Annotated in this window: 22 protein-coding genes; 18 read left to right on the forward strand and 4 right to left on the reverse strand. The window is 38.8% G+C overall.

All coding sequences use genetic code 11. The features are described 5' to 3' along the window. The first annotated feature begins 218 nt into the window (after nt 1-218). The 8 genes from ACQKII_RS14780 to ACQKII_RS14815 all read left to right on the forward strand — a co-directional run bounded on the left by ACQKII_RS14780 (nt 219) and on the right by ACQKII_RS14815 (nt 5,270). The gene (locus ACQKII_RS14780; protein ID WP_010858004.1) at nt 219-479 is read left to right on the forward strand and encodes a sporulation transcriptional regulator SpoIIID; all 261 of its coding nucleotides are present in this window, start codon (nt 219-221) and stop codon (nt 477-479) included. Nucleotides 480-648: 169 nt separating this feature from the next. Further along, entirely contained in the window at nt 649-1,644 is a 996-nt protein-coding gene (locus tag ACQKII_RS14785) for a rod shape-determining protein (protein WP_427460474.1), read from the forward strand. A 21-nt stretch (nt 1,645-1,665) separates the two neighbouring features. Next, nucleotides 1,666-2,499, forward strand: coding sequence for a flagellar hook-basal body protein (locus tag ACQKII_RS14790; protein WP_427460476.1), 834 nt, complete (start codon nt 1,666-1,668; stop codon nt 2,497-2,499). A gap of 24 nt (nt 2,500-2,523) precedes the next feature. Further along, nucleotides 2,524-3,363: a flagellar hook-basal body protein gene (locus ACQKII_RS14795; protein ID WP_427460478.1), complete on the forward strand. Its 840-nt coding sequence runs from the start codon at nt 2,524-2,526 to the stop codon at nt 3,361-3,363. Between the two features lie 47 nt (nt 3,364-3,410). Continuing rightward, nucleotides 3,411-3,695, forward strand: coding sequence for a DNA-directed RNA polymerase subunit beta (locus tag ACQKII_RS14800; protein ID WP_427460480.1), 285 nt, complete (start codon nt 3,411-3,413; stop codon nt 3,693-3,695). Nucleotides 3,696-3,754: 59 nt separating this feature from the next. Beyond that, a complete protein-coding gene (gene fabZ, locus ACQKII_RS14805) occupies nt 3,755-4,198 on the forward strand; it encodes a 3-hydroxyacyl-ACP dehydratase FabZ (protein WP_107923649.1) in 444 nt (147 codons plus the stop codon). 163 nt (nt 4,199-4,361) lie between these two features. Continuing rightward, nucleotides 4,362-4,745, forward strand: coding sequence for a hypothetical protein (locus tag ACQKII_RS14810; RefSeq protein WP_427460482.1), 384 nt, complete (start codon nt 4,362-4,364; stop codon nt 4,743-4,745). A 111-nt stretch (nt 4,746-4,856) separates the two neighbouring features. Then, nucleotides 4,857-5,270 carry a hypothetical protein gene (locus ACQKII_RS14815; protein WP_427460484.1) on the forward strand — a complete coding sequence of 138 codons (414 nt, stop codon included), beginning with the start codon at nt 4,857-4,859 and terminating at the stop codon, nt 5,268-5,270. Between the two features lie 548 nt (nt 5,271-5,818). Here the strand turns inward: ACQKII_RS14815 and ACQKII_RS14820 are convergent. After that, nucleotides 5,819-6,718, reverse strand: coding sequence for a nuclease-related domain-containing protein (locus ACQKII_RS14820; RefSeq protein ID WP_427460486.1), 900 nt, complete (start codon nt 6,716-6,718; stop codon nt 5,819-5,821). Between the two features lie 184 nt (nt 6,719-6,902). Further along, nucleotides 6,903-7,328, reverse strand: coding sequence for a YwpF-like family protein (locus ACQKII_RS14825; protein WP_219361238.1), 426 nt, complete (start codon nt 7,326-7,328; stop codon nt 6,903-6,905). A 307-nt stretch (nt 7,329-7,635) separates the two neighbouring features. Here ACQKII_RS14825 and ACQKII_RS14830 point away from each other — a divergent pair, with 307 nt between their 5' ends. Next, entirely contained in the window at nt 7,636-8,058 is a 423-nt protein-coding gene (locus tag ACQKII_RS14830) for a single-stranded DNA-binding protein (RefSeq protein ID WP_427460488.1), read from the forward strand. Nucleotides 8,059-8,328: 270 nt separating this feature from the next. Here the strand turns inward: ACQKII_RS14830 and ACQKII_RS14835 are convergent, their stop codons facing one another. Both ACQKII_RS14835 and ACQKII_RS14840 read right to left on the reverse strand, forming a co-directional pair. Next, nucleotides 8,329-11,100 carry a DEAD/DEAH box helicase gene (locus ACQKII_RS14835; RefSeq protein WP_427460490.1) on the reverse strand — a complete coding sequence of 924 codons (2,772 nt, stop codon included), beginning with the start codon at nt 11,098-11,100 and terminating at the stop codon, nt 8,329-8,331. Further along, entirely contained in the window at nt 11,100-12,674 is a 1,575-nt protein-coding gene (locus tag ACQKII_RS14840; RefSeq protein ID WP_427460492.1) for a hypothetical protein, read from the reverse strand. Before ACQKII_RS14840 ends, ACQKII_RS14835 begins: the two co-directional genes overlap by 1 nt. 228 nt (nt 12,675-12,902) lie before the next feature. Between ACQKII_RS14840 and ACQKII_RS14845 the strand changes: the two genes are divergently transcribed. From ACQKII_RS14845 to ACQKII_RS14885, 9 genes are all read left to right on the forward strand, one after another. Next, nucleotides 12,903-13,376 (forward strand): transcriptional regulator, encoded by a 474-nt coding sequence (locus ACQKII_RS14845; protein ID WP_427460494.1) that lies wholly within the window; start codon nt 12,903-12,905, stop codon nt 13,374-13,376. 187 nt (nt 13,377-13,563) lie between these two features. Beyond that, on the forward strand, nt 13,564-14,412 hold the full coding sequence (locus ACQKII_RS14850; protein WP_427460545.1) for a flagellin: 849 nt from the start codon (nt 13,564-13,566) through the stop codon (nt 14,410-14,412). Nucleotides 14,413-14,672: 260 nt separating this feature from the next. Beyond that, entirely contained in the window at nt 14,673-15,620 is a 948-nt protein-coding gene (locus ACQKII_RS14855; protein ID WP_427460496.1) for a nuclease-related domain-containing protein, read from the forward strand. After that, nucleotides 15,607-15,840: a hypothetical protein gene (locus tag ACQKII_RS14860; protein WP_427460498.1), complete on the forward strand. Its 234-nt coding sequence runs from the start codon at nt 15,607-15,609 to the stop codon at nt 15,838-15,840. The genes ACQKII_RS14855 and ACQKII_RS14860 overlap by 14 nt, the downstream gene beginning before the upstream one ends. Nucleotides 15,841-15,939: 99 nt before the next feature. Beyond that, entirely contained in the window at nt 15,940-17,211 is a 1,272-nt protein-coding gene (locus ACQKII_RS14865; RefSeq protein WP_427460500.1) for a nucleotide sugar dehydrogenase, read from the forward strand. Then, nucleotides 17,208-17,924 (forward strand): WecB/TagA/CpsF family glycosyltransferase, encoded by a 717-nt coding sequence (locus ACQKII_RS14870; protein WP_427460502.1) that lies wholly within the window; start codon nt 17,208-17,210, stop codon nt 17,922-17,924. The genes ACQKII_RS14865 and ACQKII_RS14870 overlap by 4 nt, the downstream gene beginning before the upstream one ends. A gap of 542 nt (nt 17,925-18,466) precedes the next feature. Continuing rightward, nucleotides 18,467-22,171, forward strand: coding sequence for an S-layer homology domain-containing protein (locus ACQKII_RS14875; protein ID WP_427460504.1), 3,705 nt, complete (start codon nt 18,467-18,469; stop codon nt 22,169-22,171). 939 nt (nt 22,172-23,110) lie between these two features. Beyond that, on the forward strand, nt 23,111-24,370 hold the full coding sequence (locus tag ACQKII_RS14880) for a glucose-6-phosphate isomerase (protein ID WP_427460547.1): 1,260 nt from the start codon (nt 23,111-23,113) through the stop codon (nt 24,368-24,370). Continuing rightward, nucleotides 24,370-26,067, forward strand: coding sequence for a phospho-sugar mutase (locus tag ACQKII_RS14885; protein ID WP_427460506.1), 1,698 nt, complete (start codon nt 24,370-24,372; stop codon nt 26,065-26,067). The genes ACQKII_RS14880 and ACQKII_RS14885 overlap by 1 nt, the downstream gene beginning before the upstream one ends. The last annotated feature ends 47 nt before the right edge of the window (nt 26,068-26,114 follow it).

Here is a 26,114-nt window from a genome sequence, read left to right on the forward strand (position 1 = left end):
CTCACATATGCGACAACTGTTTCGTGTCCCATATCGTGTTGGTCTTAACCCTCGAGTATGCAGCATGAACAATCAATTATTAATAAAAAGTTAGCATATTAACGGAAAGTGTAAATCGTGTTCTGAATAGCTTTGTCCTTACATAAGGTGAAGAAATGCGCAGACGTGCATCTGATGCCAAAGCCATTTTATGAATTTGTGTGGAAAGGACGAAGAAAGTGCACGAGCACATTCGGAAGCGCTGCATTCGCCTCGGTGAATTATTGATTGAGACGCGTGAAACTGTGCGTGTCCTCGCGAAAATGACAGGTTATTCAAAAAGTACGGTGCACAAAGATTTAACAGAGCGATTACCTACAATTCATGAAGGATTAGCTGAGCAAGTGAAAGAGATTCTCGCCTACCATAAGGCCGTACGTCATATTCGTGGAGGAGAGGCAACGAAAAACAAGTGGAAAGAAAGAGCGAGTCAAGAATGATTCGTTCTTTTTTTTGTACCGTTTAACGACAATTTATATAATTGAAGGAAAACATACATATTGACTAAATTTAGGTGAAATTACCAATAGGGTATGATAAAATATTCTAGATAAACAGATAAAAATGAACGTTATGTAGTTGGAACTGGCGGGAAGGAGAAATTAAAAAATGTTTTCGAAAGATATTGGCATTGATTTAGGAACTGCGAACGTATTAATACACGTAAAAGGAAAGGGAATCGTCCTGAACGAACCGTCTGTGGTTGCGATTGATAGAAAGACAAATAAGGTATTAGCGGTAGGGGAAGAAGCTCGCCAAATGGTAGGGCGCACGCCAGGCAATATAACTGCAATTCGTCCATTACGGGATGGCGTCATTGCAGATTTTGATGTTACAGAAGCAATGCTTAGACATTTCATCAATAAATTAAATTTAAAGGGCTTTTTAACAAAGCCTCGCATACTAATCTGCTGTCCAACAAATATTACTAGTGTTGAGCAAAAGGCTATTCGTGAAGCTGCTGAAAAATCAGGCGGTAAAAAAGTGTATTTAGAAGAAGAACCAAAAGTTGCAGCTATAGGTGCTGGTATGGATATCTTCCAACCAAGTGGTAATATGGTCGTTGATATTGGTGGTGGGACAACAGATATTGCCGTCCTTTCAATGGGAGATATTGTAACGAGTGAATCTATCAAGGTTGCTGGAGATGTTTTTGATAACGATATTTTGCAGTACATTAAAAAAGAATATAAATTGCTAATCGGTGAACGTACTGCAGAGTCGATTAAGATGACCATTGGTACGGTATTTAAAGGTGGTCGCAACGATTCAATGGATATTCGTGGGCGTGACATGGTAACAGGCTTGCCTCGTACTATTACTATCTATTCGGAAGAAATTGAACGTGCATTACATGAATCGGTAGCAATGATTGTTCAATCGGCGAAAAATGTATTAGAAAAAACACCACCAGAATTATCGGCGGATATTATTGATCGTGGTGTTATAATTACTGGTGGCGGTGCTTTGTTACACGGCATGGACCAGTTATTAATAGAAGAGCTAAAGGTACCTGTTTTCATCGCAGAACATCCAATGGATTGTGTGGCAATTGGTACAGGCATTATGCTTGAAAATATTGATCGAGTACCCGCTTCCTTATAATAATAGAATGAGGTGATTCCTTTGTTTAAAGGGTTTTATACTGTTGCAACAGGGATGATTACACAACAAAGACGAACAGAATTATTAACGAATAACTTATCAAATGCTAATACTCCCGGATTTAAGGCAGACCAATCAACTATTCGTTCGTTTCCGGACATGCTTATGTCAAGTGTGGGTAAAACGAATGCACCTGCTAATCAGCAAGCTGGTTCGCAATATATGAGTCAAGTCGGCGCATTGAACACAGGGATTTATATGCAGGAAACATTGCCAAATTACATACAAGGCCAAATTTATAGTACAGATTTACCGACAGATATGGCCTTAATCGATGGATACTTACCGCAAAATGAAGATGGTGTTACGGGGGCAATTTTCTTTCGCTTAGCGCATCCTGAAGGCGGAGAAGCATATACACGTAACGGGAATTTTACATTAGATGGGCAAGGCTACTTAGTAAATCCACAGGGACTGTATGTGCTATCTGATGCAGGTCAGCGCATCCAGCTACAAAATGATGATTTCCGCTTAGACCAAGACGGTGCCATTTATGTAGATAATCAACAGGTAGCACGTGTAGGTGTATCTTTTGCAGCGAATCCGAACATGCTACAAAAACAAGATAACGGCTTAATTCGTACACAAAATGGTGGGAATTTACCGACTGCTTATGGTGCGAATGGCGTGTCCTTTACACTGAGCCAAAATTCCCTTGAGGGTTCGAACGTTGATTCTAGTCGCACGATGACAGATTTAATGACAGCATACCGTGCGTTTGAAGCGAATCAAAAAGTGTTACAAGCTTATGATCGTAGTATGGAAAAAACTGTAAATGAAATTGGCAAAATATAAGAAGCGAACAGGAGGTGCTCTCAAATGTTACGTACAATGATTACCGCTACTAATACAATGGGGCAATTACAAAATAAGTTAGATACCATTAGTAATAATATTGCTAACAGTAATACACATGGTTTTAAAACGCAGGAATCTACTTTCAACGAACTGCTCTATCAACAATTCAATAATGATAAGCAAGACCGCGCTGAGCGTCAAACGCCTGTTGGTATCCGCTATGGTGCAGGGGCAAAGCTCGGTCAAATTCAAACGAATCATAAGCAAGGCTCATTACAAACAACAAATCGTGACCTTGATTTTGCTTTTACAAAATCAAAGCAATATTTTAATATTTTGATGCCAGATGGTGAAAATGGATCAAAAACAGTGTATACTCGTCAAGGTGACTTTTATTTATCACCATTAAATAATGGAACGACCATGGTTGTAAATGCGGATGGCTATCCGCTTGCAGATGCATCAGGACAAGCGATTACATTACCGGATAGTGTAAAAAGTTTTGGTATAAGCAATGGAGGCGTTTTGGAGGCAACTGATGCGAATGGCAATATTATTCGTACAGATTTAGCCGTTACAGAACTTCAAAAGCCGCAGTTAATGGAACATATTTCTGGCACATATATTGGTTTACCAAATAACTTAGCTGAGCTAGGGTATAATCAGGCTGAAGTATTGACAGAATTACAGGGAGTAAATCGTCAGCAAATTGGCATGCAAAATGGTATGCTTGAAATGTCGAATGTGAACTTATCAAAAGAAATGACTGACTTAATCCAAACACAGCGTTCGTATCAATTCAATGCAAGGGCCGTAACATTAGCAGACCAAATGCTAGGACTTATTAATGGCATTCGATAGGTTAACCCTATTTTAAATGTTTAGTTAGAAATGAAGGAGTACAATCTATGACAAACGATTCACGTCGCCGTTCTGTGCCGACAAAAGAAACCGAAACGCCACCAGAAGAGAAGGAACGACGCTCAAATGGAGAGCAACGAGAGGTTCGATGGGTGCAAATACGACTGATTCCGATTTGGTTACGTGTAGTACTTGTTCTCGTTTTAATCGTAGTTGCAGCTATTCTAGGAACAATGGTTGGCTACAGTGTAATAGGCGAAGGTAAAGCAATGGATGTTTTTAAAACAGAGACATGGCAACATATATTTGACATAATGAATGGTAAAGAATAATAATATTCTTTACCATCCTTTGCGTTTTACATAAATACATATTCTAAGGGGGAAAAGAAATGTTAACAGCAGAACAAATTCAAGCAATTTTACCGCATCGTTATCCTTTTTTATTTGTCGATCGTATTGTGGAATTAGAAGAAGGTAAGCGTGCAGTAGGCTTAAAAAATGTTTCCATTAACGAAGATTTCTTTAATGGCCATTTTCCAGGTTACCCAGTAATGCCAGGCGTATTAATCGTAGAAGCCTTAGCACAAGTTGGTGGGGTAGCATTATTAAATGCAGAGCAATTTAAAGGTCGTCTAGCTTTTTTAACAGGTGTGGACAACTGCCGCTTTAAGCGTCAAGTAGTACCAGGAGATCAGCTTCGATTGGAAGTAGAATTCGTAAAACTTCGTGGTGCAATGGGCAAAGGACACGGTATTGCTACTGTAGATGGTGAGCTTGTATGTGAGGCAGATATTTTATTTGCAATTGGACCTGAACAGCCAAAACAGGCTTAATTTGCAATTATAGGCTAAAAGCTATAAAATAATGTAGTTGAATATTTTTTTATTGTTAAATGATTTAGATGATTTATGTTCTGAGAGCGCGATGGCAAATATGCGATTGTGAATTGAAATACATGTAATTTGAGGTTTTTTAAAACGTAGGAGGATTATATAGATGTATAAGGAATTGTCTTCAGGTGTTAAAATTAGCATTACGCGTTCGATTTCAACATCTTTCGAATCATACTTGGCAAGTATTGCTTGGGATGAAGAGCGCTTTTCTATGGAAGACTTTATTGCTAGCTGGCAATCTTATTTTCAGGCAAATGCGGCTTGGATCGAAAAAATCCCAGCAGATGTTTTGATGAGTACTGAATTCCATGAAGAAATGGCTCAAAAAATCGATGAGGTAATTGCCAAAATTTTAAATGAAGAACCAACAGCTAAGCAGGTTGAAACAATCGAGGCTTTGCAAAAAGAACTAGGTACAAGCTATACGTATAACTGTAAAGCAGAAGCGGCTTATATCGAACAGTTATTAAAAGAAAAACAAAAATAGTTTTTACTAAAATCGGATAGTAACCTTCTTTCCCGGGCAATCTATGTAGGATCACAAATGCACAACTTGTATTTGCTGACATAGTACCTAACGGAGAAAGGAGGTTTTTTTATGTGGAAAATGTCATTTTTCACCATGATTCTTGCTACAGTATTCCTTGGAGGTTGTAACTGGGGAAACAATGCAGCTAATGAGACTCCCATGGAGGATACAAGGAACGACATTCGTGAAGGCGTCAATGATGTCAAAGATGCCGTAGATCCAGACAGGAATAATAATGTCTATGATCGTGATGTTAACGGTGTCAATCGTGGCACAGTTAACGATAATAATGTAGTTCCAGAAGCTACAGCACCAGGTACCAATGCCGATATCAATGGCACAAATGGCTATGATAATGTACCAAATGCAAACGGTGTCGATCGTAATAACAACAATATGAACGGCACAAATGGCGTCAATAATGAAGATATTATTGAAGACAATAAAGACATCAAAGACCGTGACAACTTAAATAACCGATAATACAAAAAAGAGTGATTCCCATTATACGGAATCACTTTTTTCTATATGGAGAAGTGAGGAAGGTGCGGGAATACCCACGAGGTGAAGGATATCCGCGAAAGGTGTAGGAATACCCGCGAAAGGTGCGAGAATACCCGCGAAAGTTGTGGGAATATCCGCGGAGGTGAAGGATATCCGCGAAAGGTGTAGGAATACCTGCGGAAGGTTTGGGAATATCCGCGGAGGCGAGGAATACCCGCGAAAGGTGCGAGAATACCCGCGGAGGCGGGGAATACTCGCGGAATCGAAGGAAATACCTGCGGAAGCGAGGGAAATACCCGCGAAAGTGGAGTGAATACCCGCGGAGGCGAGGAATACCGGCGGAAGTGAAGGAAATACCCGCGAAAGCTGCGGGAATACCCGCGGAAGAGAAGGAAATACCCGCGAAAGTGGAGTGAATACCCGCGGAGGCGAGGAATACCCGTGGAAGAGAAGGAAATACCTGCGGAAGCAAGGAAATACCCGCAAAGTAGGAAGTAAATCTGTGAAGTAGCACAAATTTTTAAAAATTACTCAAAAAATGGTTTCATATATTCCTGTAAATTGTCAGGTAGCAGGTAGACTCGATTTTTAAAAGTTCCAGTATAGGGAAATTGGAATTTTTTCAATAAGCGATTAGCTGAGTCACTCGATTGAATACCAAAAAATGCACGCAATTGACTGTTGGTAATTGTAGGTCTTACTAATAAGCGATAATCTTGCAAGGCTTCGGCAAAAATTTCTGTACTTGCATAGTTGCAGTTTGAACATTTCCAAAAGCCGCGGTGATAATGCATTTGGTATTTATACTGGCATTTTGGGCAAAGGACACCATGGTGGAATCTTGAAGAAGCAATAAGGGGTGGTAATACTTGTGGTTGGTGATGATCACGAAATCGCTGGACAAAACGGGATAACTGTTCATTCGTTAAAAAGGATTTTGGATATTTATTAAAAAGTAACTGAAGATGACTTTGAAGTCCTGACACATGAAAAATAGGAACCGAGTTTGGGTGTGTCGCGATAATTGCAGATGGGTTAGACAAGATAATGGCACCTTCAATGGGAAGGGAATAATTTTGAGAAAAAACTTTTAGGAATTGAAGATGACGTTGAATTTGAGTGATTGCATTGGGAAAGCCCTCAACTGTTCCGTCAGGCTTTGTCCGCGTACATTGATGTGTATTTCCATCAAAGTCTAGACGCCCGTTAATGTTTTTTATTTCGATAATTAACATAAAATGATTACATATAAAGAGGCTATCAAGTTGATGTGGATGGTTTGCTGCATTAGTTAGTATTAAATTATGCAATATAAAAAAAGTATTTGGATATATTATTTCATTCCATTCACGGTCTACTCTTTTTTCACCAGCAAATCCTGCATCCAATCTTCTAAATTGCTCGGCATAATAAGCTAATGTTAGCATCTCCCTCCTTTAATCGCCTCTGTAAAGCCTCTAGCCACAACAATTTTAATGGTTTTTTACGTACATCAAATTTCAAATGCGTTCCCTCCCATATTTTTTACATCACATTTTACATGATTGTTCTCGCTTGTCCAATATAAAAAAAGAACGATACGTAAAAACTACGCATCGTTCTAGAGGTAAATCAGTCATTTTTCAGTTTTGGTCGTTCTTTCATACCATGCGCGAAGCGGTCCAGTAACTCTTCTGATGAAACTCCCTCTGCAAGAAGTTCTGCAAGCAGTTGCTCAGCATATTTTGAACGTTTTATCTTTAATGTCCCTTTTAAAAGTATGGAGATATGTTCGCCAATTTCATGTACGGCATGTACGGCAACGCGGAAAGGGGCAGGCTCATTATCGGGCGATGAAATAACTGCGCGGACATTGAAAACGGCATCATTCGCTAATAATTCATCAAATATCGAGCGGAATTGTCGGTCCATAAACAGTTCAAGAATCCAAGATTGATGGCTGTTTTCCTGGTTAATAATAATGCCATCGACTAAAGGAAAAGGTTGTATGCCATCTTTGGTAACAAGATCAAAGGAAAGCATTTTAAATGTTTTCATTATGTATCCTCCTAAGTCGGTCATTCCTTTTAGTATAACATAATCAATTAGGCATGGTGTATCACTGGCTTTGGCATATTTAATTAGTAAAGTAATAAATATGCCAAATTTAATATTTTAAAAAACAGGACTATTTATTACGGACATAAGCGTCCATTTTGGGAAAACATCCTAATATTAAAAAATAAACATATCAATATTTCCAATTTATGCTTAAAAATCAGCATAAATTACAAAACTCGACTTTTGCCAATTTTAGAAGTGTTCTTGTATGATGAGAGCAATTAAAAGCAAAGGAGGTGAATTGATGAATCAGGTCGGACTAGTTGGAAGATTAACAAAGGATCCTATATTACGACAATTATCTGGAAATCGAGTGCAAACACATTTTTCTCTTGCCATTAGCCGCAATTACAAAAACAGTCGTGGGGAAGTGGAGGCTGACTTTATTCTTTGCACAGTATGGGGAAAACTGGCAGAGCGTATCGTTAAAAATTGTGGAAAAGGTTCCTTAATTGGCGCAAATGGCCGTATCCAGTCAAGGTCATTCGTGAATGAAGAAAGCTCAAAAATTTACATTACAGAAGTAGTCGTAGAAGATGTCCGATTTTATAAGCTTAAGCCCCGAGATAGTGCTGTGGCGATTGGACCGCCACAGTCATTCACTGAGCAGAATAGCTTAAAGGATTTTGTGCTACCAGAGGAAGAACTGCAATTACCAGTAGTATAACCGACTTACGTTATACATACGGGGCAAGTTTGAAAATTATCTGATCCGCCATTCTCTCCTATGATAGTACTTGCACCGTAATCATTTATTTGAAAGGACGGATGTATACCTTAAAATAACTTAATCATTGTTGAAGACCGCACAACAATGAGCATTTCACACACAACTAAATACGAAGTTGAAGTAAGTAGGAAAGTAGTAAAGACATTGTTCACTGAAATTTGCAAACTAAAAGAGCGCCAAGAACATTGTGCTCTTGGCGCGTACTATTTACGTTGAAATATTGTAATCAAGTGTCATCAAATCACGAAGCTCATGATCTTCAAGTTCCGTTAACCATTGGCTTGATTGAATGAGTTCTTCCGACAATGCAGATTTCTGCGCCAGCATTTTATCAATTTTTTCCTCGATAGTACCGATTGTCACAAACTTATGCACTTGTACAAATTGTGTTTGCCCAATACGATAAGCGCGGTCTGTGGCTTGATTTTCAACCGCAGGATTCCACCAGCGATCGGCATGCAACACATGATTGGCAGCTGTTAAATTTAGCCCTGTGCCTCCTGCCTTTAAAGAAAGGAGGAAAATAGGGAATTCTCCTGCCTGAAATGCCTCCACCAATCGGTCACGTTGTTGCTTTGGCATAGCGCCTGTTAAAAACGGAGCATCGACATTATGCAATTCACTGAAGCAATGCTGTAGCAATTGTCCCATACCAATATACTGTGTGAAAATGAGGCATTGCTCGCCATTGTCCACGATTTCCGCTGCCATTTGGACAATACGTTCTAATTTTGTAGAACGTGTTAGCATCGTTGTGGCATCCTCGAAAGGTTCCTTCAAATAAAGGGCAGGATGATTACATAATTGTTTTAATTTACTGAGCATCTTTAAGACACGACCTTTTTTCTGAAAGCCTGTTAATTGCTCTAACTGATCAAGCGTCTCTAAAATATAGCCTTCATAAAGGGATGCTTGCTCAGTAGTTAATGGGCAGTATGCATGAGATTCCTGTTTATCTGGTAAATTAAGTTGCAAATTAGGATCACGTTTTGTTCGGCGTAGTAAAAATGGTTGTATTTTCGCACGAAGCTTTTGTTTATGTTGCTCTGACTCATCACGTTCAACCGGTAAAATAAATTCTTCATTAAAGCGACCGAAGCTACCTAAATAACCTTTATGGATAAAATCAAAAATAGCCCACAGCTCTGATAAGCGATTTTCAACAGGTGTACCTGTTAGGGCAATATGATGTTTCCCGTGTAATTTACGAATGGAACGAGATTGTAACGTCTGCATATTTTTAATATTCTGTGCCTCATCCAGTACAACTGTTGTCCAGTCTATTTCTTGTAGAAATTCGGCATCCTGTGACACAGTTCCATAGGTAGATAAAATAACATGTGGCTTCTCTCGCTCTATGAGTTGAACGAAATCATCTTCCTTTGCTCGATTTGCTTGATAATGTGTATGCACGATTAAGGACGGAGCAAAACGAGCTAGTTCTTTTTGCCAGTTGCCGAGTACCGACGTGGGACAAATAATAATGGATGGCTTAGGTGAGTCTAGCGTTTCATTAACATGCAGCAGATATGAAATAAGCTGAACGGTTTTACCTAGCCCCATATCGTCAGCAAGACAAGCGCCGAAGCCCTGTTCTCGCATAAAAATGAGCCATTCAAATCCTTCCTGCTGATAAGGGCGCAACTCAGCTTGAAGTGATATAGGTAGTGGAACAGATGGCAGTCCTTTTTTCTCGTGTAGCTGCTCCATATAGGATTTCAGAGATTGCTGCAATTCAAAAGCAAAGAGTGGATCATCTCGTAACGCATCATCAGCATCTTCCTCTTCAAGAGGCAGCGATAAATCCTCTGGTAACTCACGGAATAGTAACTCGCGAACAGTCCAGCTTTCATCTTCTGCTTGTTGCATCAATTCGCGCATTTCCTGCATCCAGTTTGCATCTACACGAAACCATTCTGTACCAATGCGTATAAATTCACGTTTTTCATCAACGAGTTTTTTGAATTGCTCAGGTGAAATCGACTCCCCGTTCATTGAAAACTGCCATTTAAAAGTTAATATATCATCTAATCCAGCAACCTTTTTAGTGGAGACATTACCAGTACTTACACGAACGCGCATTTTCGATTGTTTTAAATCCTTTAACCAAGCCGGTAGCACAACATCAAAGCCAAGCGCTTGAATTCTAGCTAAATCTTCACGTAAAAATGTACGAACCTCTAAATCCTCAAGGGTCTCATGGATAAAAATATCGCTTCGTATACCGTCAATTGTAAGGAGTTCCACGATTTGTGTTTGTTGATGCGCAATGTCATTTGCGAATTCCTGCCATTTTGTCGGTAAGGCATTAACGATTGGTAGTGATTGCTTGCGAATAGCGGGTGTCCAATAATTTTTTGTCGTAGCCGTACTAAGGACAGTTTCTAACAACCATACGTCCGAATCTTCCTCAGGCTCACTTAAACGTAGTGACACCATAACAGTGCCTGCCTGACGATCTTGCTCTAAAGGCCAGCCACCACGCATGAAAAATGGTAATAGCTTCGGTAAATCTGATAACACCAACCCTGCATGCATAAGCTTTTGCTGCACTGCAGTTTCAAGTAAATTCGTATCAATACCGTCTATTGGGAATGCTAGTGAAGAAAAATCATCAGCAATATGGGCATGTTTCCAAAGTGTAGGATCTTGCCAGTACACTTGCAGTGCCGACACTTCTTCTAATAATGAACTACTCTTTTCATTCATCCCATGCCATTCAATAAATGGATGCTGATAGCGAAAAGAAAAGATATCGAGTAGCTCAGCAGTAGAAACCTCGATGGAAAGATCTGTACGATTGGCCAGTACACCATAGACATTTGTTTCATAATTAAAAAACAATGCAGAAACCAGTGAACTTGCTTCCATTGCTACACCACCAGCAGTAAAGCCCTGTAACGCAAAATAACCATCCTGAGCTGTCTCAATACGGAGCTGTATTTTTTTCATAAACGGAGAGGTAGCATTTAAAGTCATTATACTAAGTTTCCTTTCTCAATCTCTTCCTGTAATGCACGTAGTCGTTTAAACTCTGCACGTATTGTTTGCATGTACGTTTCAAAATAACCAGCTTTGCCGGCTCGTTTTGCAGCACTTCGCATACTTTTCCATATTCGAACCGCTTGCTTGTAGTTCATACGCGATTTCTGGGTTATCTCAGCCATTGCATATACATGATACAAAGGCAATACGGTCGCGGGAGCTACCTGTAACACATCTTTTAATCCGCACATTTCTAAATATGAAAGGGAGGAAAGATTTAATTGATGCAAGGCTGCCCATTCACGATAGCGTTCTTTTTTAATAAGGAAAAACGAGAATGGCTGAAGGCCATAAACACCAAAGGCACTATATAGTGAGGTCTCTTCTTCGTCAGTCAGTTTTACGTCTTCGTATAATAATTGAAACTGACGTACATATTGGGCACGCTGTACGACTGGCACAGTTTCCTGTAAAAAAGCTTCTGCAAATGGTAGCATCGCGCGTAAGATGGATGCCTGAGCGTCTGGCTCTCCTGCACGCTTTGCAAATGTAGCGAGCTCAAATAAGTCGTTCATATGCTCCATATCTATATGTGCAATACCTTCTTCTAATAGCTGTTCTTTTTGTAATAGGACGTAAAACAATAGCTTCAACGATTGCAATGAAATCTCAGATGAAAGATCTTCAAGTTCGTTAAGAAGTGCTAGTTCTTGTTCACGTCGAGGCTTCTCATAAAAAAGCACTGCCCATAGCAGCATGTAGATTTGTAGTCGACTGGCAAATAGTTCACGACGCTCTAATAAGAAGTCCCGTACAATTTTTTGAAGCGCATCGTAAAAAGGATCCGTCGCAAAAAGGCGTGAGCGTCCATTAAGTTCCGTCAGTGTACTTTCAAAAGATTGAATACTTTGATCAATAAAGTATTTCATATAGGGTGAATCAAGTGAATGCCCAGGTGTTTCATTTAAATGACGCCATATTATCTGGAAGATTGTCAGCTCCGTAAAAAGTTTATAGAGCGGCTGCCATTCACGTTCAAAGGGCATATGTTTACGAAGACGCTCCAGTGCATCTGAGCGAATAGCGGATAGAGCATAGCCTTCCAGTATACGACCAGGTGGCAGTATACGTTTCATTACTTCATTTACCATTAATTGCCAACTTTCTGGATTACGTTCATCAGCTAGCGTTTTTAATTGCACGGATTTTTGTGCTCGCCATGCACTTGACCAATTTTGTACGGAATCAACGTACTGATAAAGCGCAAGCAATGCACCAACTTGATGGCGACACCATTTTAGCTGAGGGCAATTACAAGACAAGGTCTCGTGTGCGAAATCAATTTCTACGGAAGCGGGTCTGACATCCTGTACACTTGCATATAATATAGAACTTGCGCTATTAAAACGTTCAAATGCAATAGATTTATTTCGTACTGAAAAAACTGCACGACGCACAAGTTCCTCATCTTCAGTTGATGAAGGATGTAAGTCTTGCTCAGCCTCTTTTAATGTTGCAAGTACAAAATGCTGATGCTCCTTAGCTAGTTGCGAAATAGACAAAGCCATAACTCCACTCCTCTCAATTATAACTGTTACTAGTTGAAGTTTTATTTTAGATGATTTTTGAATGTCACTGTTTATCAGGTAAAAAAGACTGTCCTCCCATTATACGATTAAAATGGGGACATGATAAGCCGAATGATGATAAAGAAAAAAATTGGAGTAAAGATAGTTAACAAGAGGATTTATTTATGTTAAAATCTGAATAATCAGATAATTTAGGAGGGATGAAGGATGATGCAAGTTCAATACATGAAGCCATTTTACACAAAAATTACTGGAGATAAATTGCGTCTCGTATTTGCTTATCAATATTTCTCTATTTTAAAAGAGAATGAGATTTTCCATTTCATACCCATCGAAGGAAAAGAGATGATTATCAACTTGCATACACAACAAATCGAAAACTTATCTGAGGTATTCGTTTTCCAAAAAGGAAATCGTTTCATTCGTTTACCACTTTATCAATTATTACTTATTACGAATGTCCACGAGCATCTAGCGCCTATTCTTGAAAGCGCTACACCGAAACCGCAAATACCCCTTGTTTCTTCTGTGACAGTGGGTGAGATGGAGCAACTGATAATCGAAATAGAGCAAAAAAACTTTGATTATTTAATCGATAGGGCACTATTAGATCACAATGAGGATCTCTTTTTTGACCTACTACAACAAAAAAGCAATCAACTCGGAGGTTTCGAACCTTGAATACATGGCACATGAAATGAGCACCCACTTTCATTGAAAAGAAATGGGTGTTTTTATATTTCATTTGAAGAATAAGAATAATACCGGAATATTCTCAATTTACGGAAAGTGTTTTAATGAGGTAGCTTCACAAAAATTAGCAGAGACCGATATTACTACAAATACAATTTATGAAGGTGGTGAAGCAATGCTTGGCAATTGGTCAGCTACGGGGATGTCGATACTCAACAATATGAATCGGCATTACAATGCCATGAGCAAATCCATGTTGCGGATTTCCTCAGGTTATCGAATTAATAGTGCAGCTGATGATCCTGCAGGACTTGCAATTTCTGAAAAGATGCGTGCCCAAATACGCGGATTGAACATGGCGTCGAAGAATATTCAGGATGGTATTTCCCTTGTTCAAACAGCAGAGGGCGCACTAAATGAAACGCATGCCATGATCCAGCGGATGCGTGAGCTAGCAGTTCAGGCCGCCAATGACACAATGACGGATAGTGATCGTCAGCAACTGGATTTGGAGTTTCAGGAATTAAAGAAGGAAATTCAGCGGATCTCTAAAGATACCGAGTTTAATACAAAGACACTACTAAATGGTGACTACGAAACGAATGGCATTAAAATTCAGGCGGGTGCAAATGCTGGTCAAAGCATTGAATTGTACATCAATGGTATGGGGGCAGCAGCGCTTGGTCTAGATGATACAACCTCAATTGCCACACGAGAGGACGCAGATAAGGCTATTTCTACGCTGGACGAATCTTTAAAGCGAGTATCCTCTGAGCGTTCGAGGCTTGGTGCTTATCAAAATCGTCTTGAACATGCATATAATGCGAACATGAACACAGCTGAAAATTTAACGGCAGCTGAGTCGCGCATTCGTGATGCAGATATTGCCAAAGAAATGATGAATATGGTGAAGTCACAAATTTTATTGCAAGCGAGTCAATATGTATTGGCGCTTCATATGCAACAGGCCCAATCAATCTTAAAATTGTTAGATAGCGGAAAATTAAGGAATCCCAGATACTAATGGAGGTTCCTTTTTTTTGTTTATGTGAAAGATACCTGGTAATCGTCATCATCGCCGGTAGATCTACAACAATCGCCGGTAAAAGAGGAAACATAGCCGGTAACCCCACAACAATCGCCGGTAAAAGAGAAAACATCGCCGCTAACCGCTCGAAATTTGCACACTTACCCTTTAGAAAAAGGGGCAAATTTTTAATTTGATGCAAATCATATTTTTTCACACTTTTTCTTGTTATAGTTTGTAGAAAAGGAGTGATGTCTTTGATTGTTAAACCATTTGCGCCGTCACCGCTCACCCTTGGACTGCAAGCGCTTGTAGCTCGATTGCCCTCAACACATTCACAGTATCTAAAATTACAAAAAGAACTGAAAAATAAGGAAGCGGGTGATTTCGGCGAGCAATACATCATGAATGAGCTTCAAAAATTACAACAACTCAGCGATTGCCACATATTCCACAATGTTATGCTTCCCGCTATCCTCCCGATGCAAATCGATATTTTGATTATTACCCCAAGCGGAATCATTATTTTAGAAATTAAAAATATCCGAGGAACCGTACATTTCAAAAGTGACCCTCGTCAGCTTATCCGTTCCACGGAAACGGGAGAGGTTCATACTTTTACACATCCTGAAATTCAGCTTGAGCAGTATATGCAGGCAACGAAGCATTTCTTGGATGCTCATGACATTACTATGCCAATATACGGAGCAATTGTTTTTCCTTTTAATAATGTAGATATTCATCGAGAGGGTGAAGGATTGCCAATCATAATGGGGAAAGAGCTGCCGCTGTATATCCATAAGCTAAAATCACAGAAACTGTATTTTGCTACAAACGATATAGCACACATCATTTTGTCGCAACTGCGGCATACGAATCCGTTTCCACTTTGCCAGTACTATCATATTGAATCATCTGTTTTGCAAAAGGGGGTTTATTGTGAAAATTGTGGTCAGTTTGGCATGCAGAAATTAAAAGCGACATGGTTTTGTCAGAAGTGTGAACACCAATGTAAAGAGGCACATGTGTCAGCGCTTAGGGATTTTTATATGCTTGTGGGCAATACGATGACGAACAGAGAATGTCGCGACTTTTTGAAAATTGAAAGCCCTCATGTCACAAAACGCATCTTGCAAAAATTAACGCGTAGTGGCCTCGGTAAACATACGAAATACAACTTGGCGAGTCTAAATGGAAATCGCTGATAGAAGTGACGAAATCGCCGATAGCCGCGCGAAAATCGCTGATAGAAGTGACGAAATCGCCGATAGCCGCGCGAAAATCGCTGATAGAAGTGACGAAATCGCCGATAGCCGCGCAAAAACCGCTGATAAAACTCACATATTACCAACAGATAGCCCTACCAAGGTAAATAGAGCGCATAAAACGCTTCAAAATGACAAATTGATTCACACTTTCCCTTGAAAGATGTATACTATAATGCAGAACAAAAATGCGATTGCATTTACACAAAACAGATAAATTAATGACTACTCGTTTTTGAAACGGAAGGAAGAATAGAGAATGACTAAATCAATTTGTGTCGTTGGACTTGGCTATATCGGTTTACCAACGGCTGTAATGTTCGCCAACCACGGCATAAAAGTACATGGGGTAGACGTAAACCCAGCAGCAGTAAAAAGTATTCAAGAAAAAAAACTTCATATAGAAGAGAACGGTTTGCAGGAGCGTCTAAACAAAGCCGTAGATGAAGGATTCCTAACAGCGTCTACTACACCGCAGGAAGCGGATGTATTCATCGTCGCTGTTCCATCACCAATAAATCCTGACAATACAGCTAATTTAGAATATGTACGTCAAGCAACTGCTTCCATTGTACCTTTTGTGAAAAAAGGAAATCTTGTAATTCTTGAATCAACAGTCCCACCGAAAACAGTGGAGCATGTGATGTTACCAGAGCTGATTAAAGCAAACCTTGAATTCGGTATTGACCTGTTTGTCGCACATTCACCAGAACGTGTTATTCCTGGTCGTATTTTTGAAGAATTAGTGAACAACGATCGTATTGTTGGTGGGATCGATGAGAAATCATCACAAATGACAAAAGAGCTTTACCAAATATTTGTGAATGGCACAATTCACCTAACGGATGCCACAACAGCTGAGTTAGTAAAGGTTATGGAAAACACATACCGTGATGTCAATATTGCCTTTGCCAACGAGTTAGCAAAAATGGCGGAAAAACTGGACGTAAACATTTGGGAAGCAATCAAATTTGCGAACTATCACCCACGCGTAAATGTACATTTCCCTGGTCCTGGTGTAGGCGGTCACTGTATCGCAGTTGACCCATGGTTCCTTGTAGAGCTTGGCGGCGAGCAAGCACAAATCATTCATCTGTCTCGTAATACGAATGACAGTATGCCAAGCTATACAGCACAAAAAACACAGGCCATCTTAAATCAAAACAAAATTGCGGGTGGTAAAGTAGCCGTTCTTGGACTAGCCTTCAAAGGTAATGTGGATGATATGCGTGAAAGTCCATCAACGATTGTCATTGATGAACTACAAAATTTAGGCTTAGATGTGATTTCTTATGATCCACACATTAAAGAAAACAAACATGTTACACAAACGCAAAGCTTAGTGGAAGCAACAAAAGATGCGGACATTATTGTTGTGCTAACAGATCACAATGAATTCAAAGCGCTAAACGCAGCAGACATTACAGCAAAAACAAAAATCGTCTTCGATACGAAAAACTGCTTAAACCGAGAAAATTGGCAAGATGCGGGCTTTGAGTTCCATTTACTTGGGGATGCGAAAAATCGATGAAAGAAACAGTACTTGGCATAAACGTCAATACGGAAGGCTACGATGAATTAATGGATATGGCATTCGAGCGCATTGAAAAGAAACAAAAGGCGCTCGTTGTAGCCATCAATCCAGAAAAAATTATCAAAGCTAAAGAAGACCCTGCTTTAAAGAAACTGTTAAATGATGCGGAATTTCAAATTCCAGATGGTATTGGTGTCATCCTTGCGTCAAAAATTCAAAAAGGGCAAATTCGTGAACGCGTAACCGGTGTCGATATGATGATGAAGCTTTGCGAAGAAGCGGCAAAACGTGGTAAGCCCGTCTTCCTTTATGGGGGCAAGCCAGGTGTTGCAGATGCAGCAAAAGCAAAGCTCGAATCATTATTTCCTTCTATTAAAATAGTCGGCATACAGGACGGCTATGAAAAAGACGAACAGAAGGTAATCGACCGCATTAACGAAGCACAGCCTGATTTACTATTTGTAGCAATGGGCAGTCCCAAACAAGAAAATTGGATTAATGCCAATCGTGATCAATTGCACCCAACGATTTATCAAGGTGTGGGTGGTTCATTTGATGTGCTTGCAGGCACAGTGAAGCGTGCACCAGAAATTTTCCAGAAATTTGGTCTTGAATGGTTTTATCGATTATTAAAAGAACCTAAGCGTATCAAGCGTCAAATTGCACTGCCATTATTTTTATTGGAAGTGGCAAGACAGAAACGCCAATAATTTTTAAAAAATGGTATTGTCGTTTTAAATTGAAAGTGTTAGACTGTAGGTGTATAGGAATTTCCTCTATGAAATAATAGAATTCCCTGCAAGGAAACAACGGTTGGTAGCCCAAGCGAAAAAAGCTCAAGCATATTATATGCTTGAGCTTTTTTCGTTCTTAAATTTTAAAAATATAGAAACTCAGGAGTCATTTCGAATCATAGATGGAAAATTCTACTGTCACTTACCACTAAAGTTTTACGAAAATATAATTATGCGGTAATCTCAGCAGGATTATAGTAAATTTGAACATTTATCCATAGAAAGAAAGATTTTGTTGGGGAAATTACGTGATTTTACTTGAAAAATAACCTTAGATAGCCGACAATGGTAAAAGAGAGTTAGACGTCCTATTTTTTCCGGAAATGAATTAGAAACTTTCCCAAAATATGATTGACAACTTTTAGGGATACAACTATACTTTTATGTGTAGTTGTTTATTTACTGCATATCTATGTGGTATAAACATAATTTTTGAACTTAGAGGAGGAAATTTTTCTATGGCTAACCAACCAAAGAAATACAAAAAATTCGTAGCTACGGCTGCAACAGCTACTTTAGTAGCTTCTGCTATCGTACCAGTGGCTTCTGCAGCAGGATTCTCAGATGTAGCAGGTAACGACCACGAGGTAGCAATCAACGCATTAGTTGAAGCAGGTATCATCAATGGATATGCTGATGGCACATTCAAACCAAACCAATCTATTAACCGCGGTCAAGTGGTTAAATTATTAGGTCGTTGGTTAGAAGCTCAAGGCCAAGAAATTCCAGCAGACTGGGAAACTAAACAACGTTTCACAGATCTACCGGTAACAGCTGAAGCTGAATTAGTTAAATATGCTGCACTTGCTAAAGATGCAGGCGTATTCGCTGGTTCAAATGGTAACTTAAACCACACGCAAACTATGCAACGTCAACAAATGGCAGTTGTTTTAGTACGTGCTATCAAAGAAACTTCTGGCGTAGATTTAGTAGCTGACTACAAAAAAGCTGGTTTCGTAACAGAAATCTCTGACCTTGAAGCTGCATTCTCTGCAGAACAACGCAATGCAATCGTTGCTTTAGAATACGCTGGTATCACTAACGTATCTAAATTCAACCCAGCTAACAGCATTACTCGCGGTCAATTCGCTTCATTCTTACACCGTACAATCAACAATGTAATGGAACCTGAAGCAGGCGTTTCAACTGTTAAAGCTATTAACAACACAACTGTTGAAGTAACATTCGATACAGAAGTGGACAACGTACAAGCTCTTAACTTCTTAATCTCTGATCTTGAAGTTAAAAACGCAGCTGTAAAACAAACAAACAAAAAAGTTGTTGTTTTAACAACTGCTGCTCAAACAGCTGACAAAGAGTACACTGTATCTCTTGGCGAAGACAAAATCGGTACATTCAAAGGTATCGTAGCTGTAATCCCAACTAAAGTTGATATCGTAGAAAAATCAGTTCAAGGTAAACTTGGTCAACAAGTAACTGTTAAAGCACAAGTTACTGTAGCTGAAGGTGCTTCTAAAGCAGGTATTCCAGTAACATTATTCGTACCAGGTTCAAACGATGGTATTAAAGCTCCAGTTACTGTTGAAGCACTTACTGACGAAAATGGTGTAGCAACTCACACTTATACTCGTTATGCTGCAACAACTGACACATTAACTGTATACGCTACTGGTGATCGTTCTAAATTCTCAACTGGATACGTATTCTGGGGTGTTGATTCAATCCTTAAAGTTGAAGAAGTAACTACTGGTGCTACAATCAACAACAATTCTAACAAAACTTATAAAGTTACTTACAATCACCCAACAACTGGTAAGCCAGTGGCAAATAAAGAATTAAACGTTTCATTCGTTGAAAACATCAATGTTGCTCCAAATGAAGCTAAAAACGCTACAGTAAATGGCTTAGATGTAAGACAATTAACAAACAATACAATTCCAAAAACTGCTGTTATTACAACTGATTCAAAAGGTGAAGCTACATTCACAGTATCAGGTGCAAACACTGAAGTAACACCAGTAATCTTCGAATTAAATACTGATACTACAAATGGTAAGGATTATGCATCTTACTATGAAGCTGACCTATTACAAGTTACAGCTGCAAAAGTTAAATTCGGAGCATTACAAGCTCAATACTCACTTGAGTTAACTCGTGATGGTGGCGAATACGCAGCATTTGGTGACAAAAATGGTCGTAAATACAAAGTATTAGTTAAAGATAAAGACGGTAAAGTTGCTAAAAACGAAATCGTAAATATCGCATTCAACGAAGATTTAGACCGTGTAATTAGCACAAACACTAAAGCTAAATTTGTTAAATTAGATTCTGATGGTAAACAAGTTAAATTCTATGATAAAACACCAGATAACGGTAATACACAAGACAAAATTACTGTAAAAACTAACGCTAACGGTGAAGCAGAATTCGTAATTGGTAGCGAAAATGGAAATACAAATGACTATGCGACACCAGTAGCATGGATTGATATTAATAGTTCAAATGCTAAAGATGGCCAACTTGACGAAGGTGAACCAACTACAATTGGAAAAATTTCTTACTTCGAAGCAGCTAAATTAACAGCTGGTAAATTAGTATCTGTTGATGCAGCTACTAGCGAAGACAAAGAGAAATTCAAAGGTAACGAAAGTGCTGAATTCAAATTCCAATTAACAAACCAATCTGGTAAGAAAATGCCAATTACGGATACAGATTATGATTTAATTTCTGCAACATACACAGTAACAAACACTGGTGATAATGATGTAGAAGTAACAGCTGTTCTTAAAGATGGTAAAACTGAAACAAAAACAGTATCACCAAACCGTGATTATACTGTAACAGTTGCTGATTCAGCTTCACCAGTAATTACAGTTAAACCTGCAAATTCTGAAAAATCAGCAGCAGTTAAAGTAACAGCTAATGCAATTGTTAAAGATACAGCTACAAATGGATTAAAACCATTTACAATCAGCACAACTTCTGAAACAAAAGCATCATTCACAGGTACAAAAGAAGTAGGTAATTTAGAAAAAGGTATCATTGAGTCATTCGATACAGATAAGCAAACATTCACTATTGCTGGTAAAAATGCAGTTAAATATGCTGATGTAACAGGTAAAACATTCATCTATCGTGATACAGATAACCGTCCAGTATCACTTGCAAACTTCGAAAAAGCATTAAAAGATGCTGCTACAGCTGTTGAAATTACTTATGAGGTTAAAGGTGACGAAACTACATTCTATCTTAAATCAGTTTCTGGTACACCTCCAATTAATACAGTTGAAGCTACAGCAGTAGATACTTCAGTATCTTCGATAAAAGTGAAAAATGTTGCAGCAATTGGATCAGGAACTACTTATAATGTAGTATTCCCAGTTGGTACAGTTTTAGCTGATATCAAAGCAGAAGAAGTAGTAGTAACTACTAATAATTCTGGTGCAAAAGTAGCAGCAGCAACAAAAAATGCTGATGGTACTATTTGGACAGTAGAAGTAACTGCAAAAGATGGTAAAACAAAAGCAACTTATACTATTAATGCATCAGTATCAGCAACTGTATTAAACACAGCGAAAGTTACTACTGCAGCAGTACAAGGTAAACCAGCAGTAGGTACTGTAGGTGATTTAGGTAAAGCTACAGTTTCAGGTGTTACATTTACTGCAACTGCAGCTGCACCTGGTAATGGTGATGGAATTGAGGTTGAACTTGTAGTGGGTACTCCAACAGCTGAGGCTGAGGCTGCTTATAATTCAACTGATAATAAAGTAACAGTGACAATTAAAGCAACAGCAACACAAACTGATGTAGTAGACGCGATTGATGCATTAGCTACTGCTGATAAAGTAGTAACAGCAACTGCAGCAGCAGGAGGTACTACAGTGGTTGCTGGTTCTGAAAGCACAACAGGTGGTTATGTAGCACCAATTACTGCTGTTGATGGAACTTTAACATTAACGTTCTCTGAAGCTGTAGAAACTTTAGCTGTTAGTGATGCTTTAAACTTAACTATTGACGGAGCAACAATTGTTGGTTCAGTAGCAACAGTTAGCACAGATAAAAAGGTTATTACTGTAACACATGCATATCATGCATCAGCAGTAGTTGGAAAAGCTTTAACAGCTATCAAATTAGGTGCGGTTGACCTTAAAGATGCTGGTGGTAACGCTGTAACTATTTCTAATGTTCTTTCTAACTAATTTCAATTGAAAAATATTAGATAGATTATGAAATGTCCTGTGGGAGAGAGATCTCCTGCAGGGCTTTTTGTATGCTTTGAACCTCCCTGCTGTACAGGTGGGAATAAATTTTGGTGCTTTAGTGCCCATTGACTGCTATGTTTAAAGGATTCTAGCATTGAAACAAAAAAGTATGTATGTTTGATTCAAAGTTAGTTGTGTAGGATTCTCTTAAAATAATAAGAGTTGTGAGTAATTTAATATTTCTTTGTTGCTTTTGGACTTTGAATACTTAATTTTTGTAGTAAGTATCTTCGGCAGGATCATCGAAATTGACATGAAATAATATATTATCGACTGTAAATGTTTGTGTTATATAGTATTTTGTCAATGATATCTGTTAAATCATGAGTTTCGATTTTTATTTCTTGTTTAATAACCTTTGAAATATCTTTTACATTTATAAAAACCTCCTATAAATCGATTAAAATAGTTTTAACCAACTACACAAAAGCAATTATAAATAAAACGCCCACTTCAAGCTAATTACTGAAGTGGGCGTTCGCTGTTTATTGTATTCTTTTTAATTCTGCTTCATGTTGAATGGAGCGAGCTGATAGTAATTCGATAATGCGATGTTGGCTTTCTTGGATAGCTTCTAGTCGATTTACTTTTTCGTTTGTTTCTAAAAAAGCATATTTGTTTTTTTAGATCGCGTTGTGCTATGCAATGAATATATTTAATGTGTGGTTGTTGATTTTAATACTGGCTAATCCATGTAGACATAAAAGGTAATAAATGGAAAGGTAAGAATAATATTATTCTTGATATTGAATGAAACAACCTCAATTTCTTTGCTTCGAGTTGGTTTTCTTTTTTTTCTATGCCATAATGAAATTATCATATTTTACCTTTAGAAGTGAGGATTCTATAGTGATAACAGAAATCGTAAAAACGACATTGTTGAATTGTTCGCTAGATGATAGTGATATTTTAAAATATAAAGTACGCGTGGAGGCGATTCATAAGGCTTTACCAGAGTATACTTTAACTGGTTGGATGGAATCACCATTACAAAACCAAGAAGCACTGCTTACTTCTATTGAAAGAGTAGCGAGTGAGGTACGAGCTTGTGCGGATGTACTTGTCGTTGTTGGTGTTGGTGGCTCTTTTTTAGGAGCACGTGCGATTCAAGAGGCATTGATGCCTTATTTTGGTTTAGCTAAGGGTGGTATTGAGGTTGTTTATGTGGGGCTGAATATGAGCGGCGCATACATTAAGGAGTTACTTGCATATTTAGATACAAAACAGGTGTATGTCAATGTGATTTCGAAATCAGGGGGCACAATGGAGCCAGCATTGGCGTTTCGTGTGATGCGCCTTTATATGGAGGAGCGTTACGGAGAGAAAGTGACAGAACGAATTCTTGTAACGACGGATGCTGAAAAAGGAATTTTAAAGGGTATTGCAGATGAGGCGGGTTATCGTCAGTTTGTTATTCCAAGAGATATTGGCGGACGATATTCGGTGCTGACACCTGTTGGGTTATTGCCTGTGGCGGCAGCAGGTGTAGATATTCGAGCTTTAATGGATGGTGCTAGACATGCAGCGTCGGAACTTTCAGAGTCGGATTTGGCGTATAATGATGCTTATCAGTATGCGGTGATGCGTCATATAATGTACGAAAAGGGCTATACGATTGAATTATTAGCTTCCTTTGAGCCCGGCTTGAATAAATTCCATGAGTGGTGGAAGCAACTATTTGGTGAGAGTGAAGGAAAAGAACATAAAGGGTTGTATCCTTCGACGGTCAATTTCTCAACGGATTTACATGCCATTGGACAGTTTATTCAAGAGGGTAGTCGTGTGATGTTTGAGACATTACTACACTTTCATGAGGTTGAAGGCGATTTAGCGGTGCCATTTGATGATCGTAATGAGGATGGTCTAAATTATTTATCGAATCGTACATTTAATGAAATTAACGCCATCTCCAAGCAAGGGACTGCGCTTGCGCATGCAGAGGGTAAAGTACCTGTTATTCAATTAGAGTTACCAAAGCTTGATGCATATCATCTTGGGTATTTAATTTACTTCTTTATGAAGGCATGTGCAATGAGTGCGTGTTTGCTGGAGGTCAATCCGTTTGATCAGCCAGGTGTTGAGGCATATAAACGTAAAATGCTAGAGCTATTGAAAGAAGAGAAGGTGTCAAAATAATGGTTGTTATAAGAGAATTGTATGATCAATGGTTAGATGTTGAATTACCAGATCATCTAGCGAATGAATTAGAAATGATTGCGAATGATACAAAAGCTATTGAAGATCACTTTTATCAATATGTATCCTTTGGCACTGGTGGAATGCGAGGTGTTTTAGGCGCTGGAACAAACCGTATGAACGTTTATACCATTCGTCGTGTCGCAGAAGGCCTTGCTTGTTATATAAAATCGAATGGCGAGGACGCTAAAAAGCGAGGTGTTGTCATTGCTTATGATACACGCCATTTTTCTTATGAATTCGCTTGTGAGACGGCTCGTGTGTTGGGAGCACATGGCATTTATTCATATGTCTATAATGAAGCACGCCCCACACCACAATTATCTTTTACCGTACGTGAGTTGAACGCTTATGCAGGTGTTGTCATTACGGCTAGCCATAATCCGAAGCAATATAATGGTTTTAAAGTATACGGAGAAGACGGTGCCCAACTAACACCACAATTTGCAAATGACATCGTGGAGCATATGGAGAAAATTGTGGATATTTTCTCGATTAAAGTGGCAGAGCTTGAACAATTAGAGCAACAAGAAATATTAACATGGCTAACTAGAGATAAGGATGCTGCTTATTTAACGAACCTCTTAACATTAAAAGATAATGATGATATTGCGTTAGGTATGGAGCTTGTTTATACACCATTGCATGGAGCTGGCTTAGTGCCTGTTCTTGAAGGCTTGCAGGCGTTTGGTTTTCAACATGTACATATTGTGGAGCAACAAGCTATACAGGATGGAGATTTTCCAACTGTTTCTTACCCTAACCCAGAGGAGCCCGCTGCCTTTGCGTTAGCAATGGAGTTGGGGAAGGAAGTAGGAGCGGACCTTTTGCTGGCAACAGATCCAGATGCAGACCGTTTAGGTGTGGCAGTGAAAAACGGGGAAGATTATGAACTCTTAACAGGGAATCAGCTTGGTGCATTATTGCTGCATTATTTATTGTCAACAAAACAGTTGAATGGTACGCTTCCTGATAATGGAGTTGTGTTGAAAACAATTGTAACCTCTGAATTAGGAGCAATGATTGCCAAACAGTTTGGTGTAGCAACTGTGAATACGTTAACAGGCTTTAAATATATTGCAGAAAAAATTGCAGAGTATGAAAAAACAGGGGCTTATTCGTATCTATTTGGTTATGAAGAAAGCTACGGTTATTTAATCGAAACATTTGTGCGTGACAAAGATGCAGTACAAGTTGCGTTAAAGGTAGCGGAGATGGCTGCTTTCTATGCGAAAAAAGAGCTGACTTTATTAGATGGCCTGAATAATTTGTATCGTGAGTATGGCTTTTTTAAAGAAGCACTTGTGTCTCAAGTGTTTGAGGGGAAGAATGGTCAAGAAGAAATGAAGAAGATTTTAAATAATCTTCGACAAGAAGTGCCTCAAACGATAGGTGGAGTAGCTTTAAGACGTTTTGAGGATTATTTAACAGGTCTTTCAACTTTAGCTGATGGAACTACTGAGCCTATTGTATTACCAAAGGAAAACGTATTGAAATTTGTACTAGATGACGGATCTTGGGTTGCTATTCGCCCATCAGGTACAGAGCCAAAATGCAAGTTCTATTTTGGAGTTGTTGGGGAAACAGAAGAAGAGGCAAGAGAGAAATTGAAGCGTCTTCAAGCTGTTTTTGTGTAAGTACTAATATACTAATATAAACTTTGCAAAATTAATAAACGCCCTCA

Origin of the sequence: Lysinibacillus sp. NPDC048646 (assembly GCF_050272295.1) — a bacterium.
Classification (GTDB): domain Bacteria; phylum Bacillota; class Bacilli; order Bacillales_A; family Planococcaceae; genus Lysinibacillus.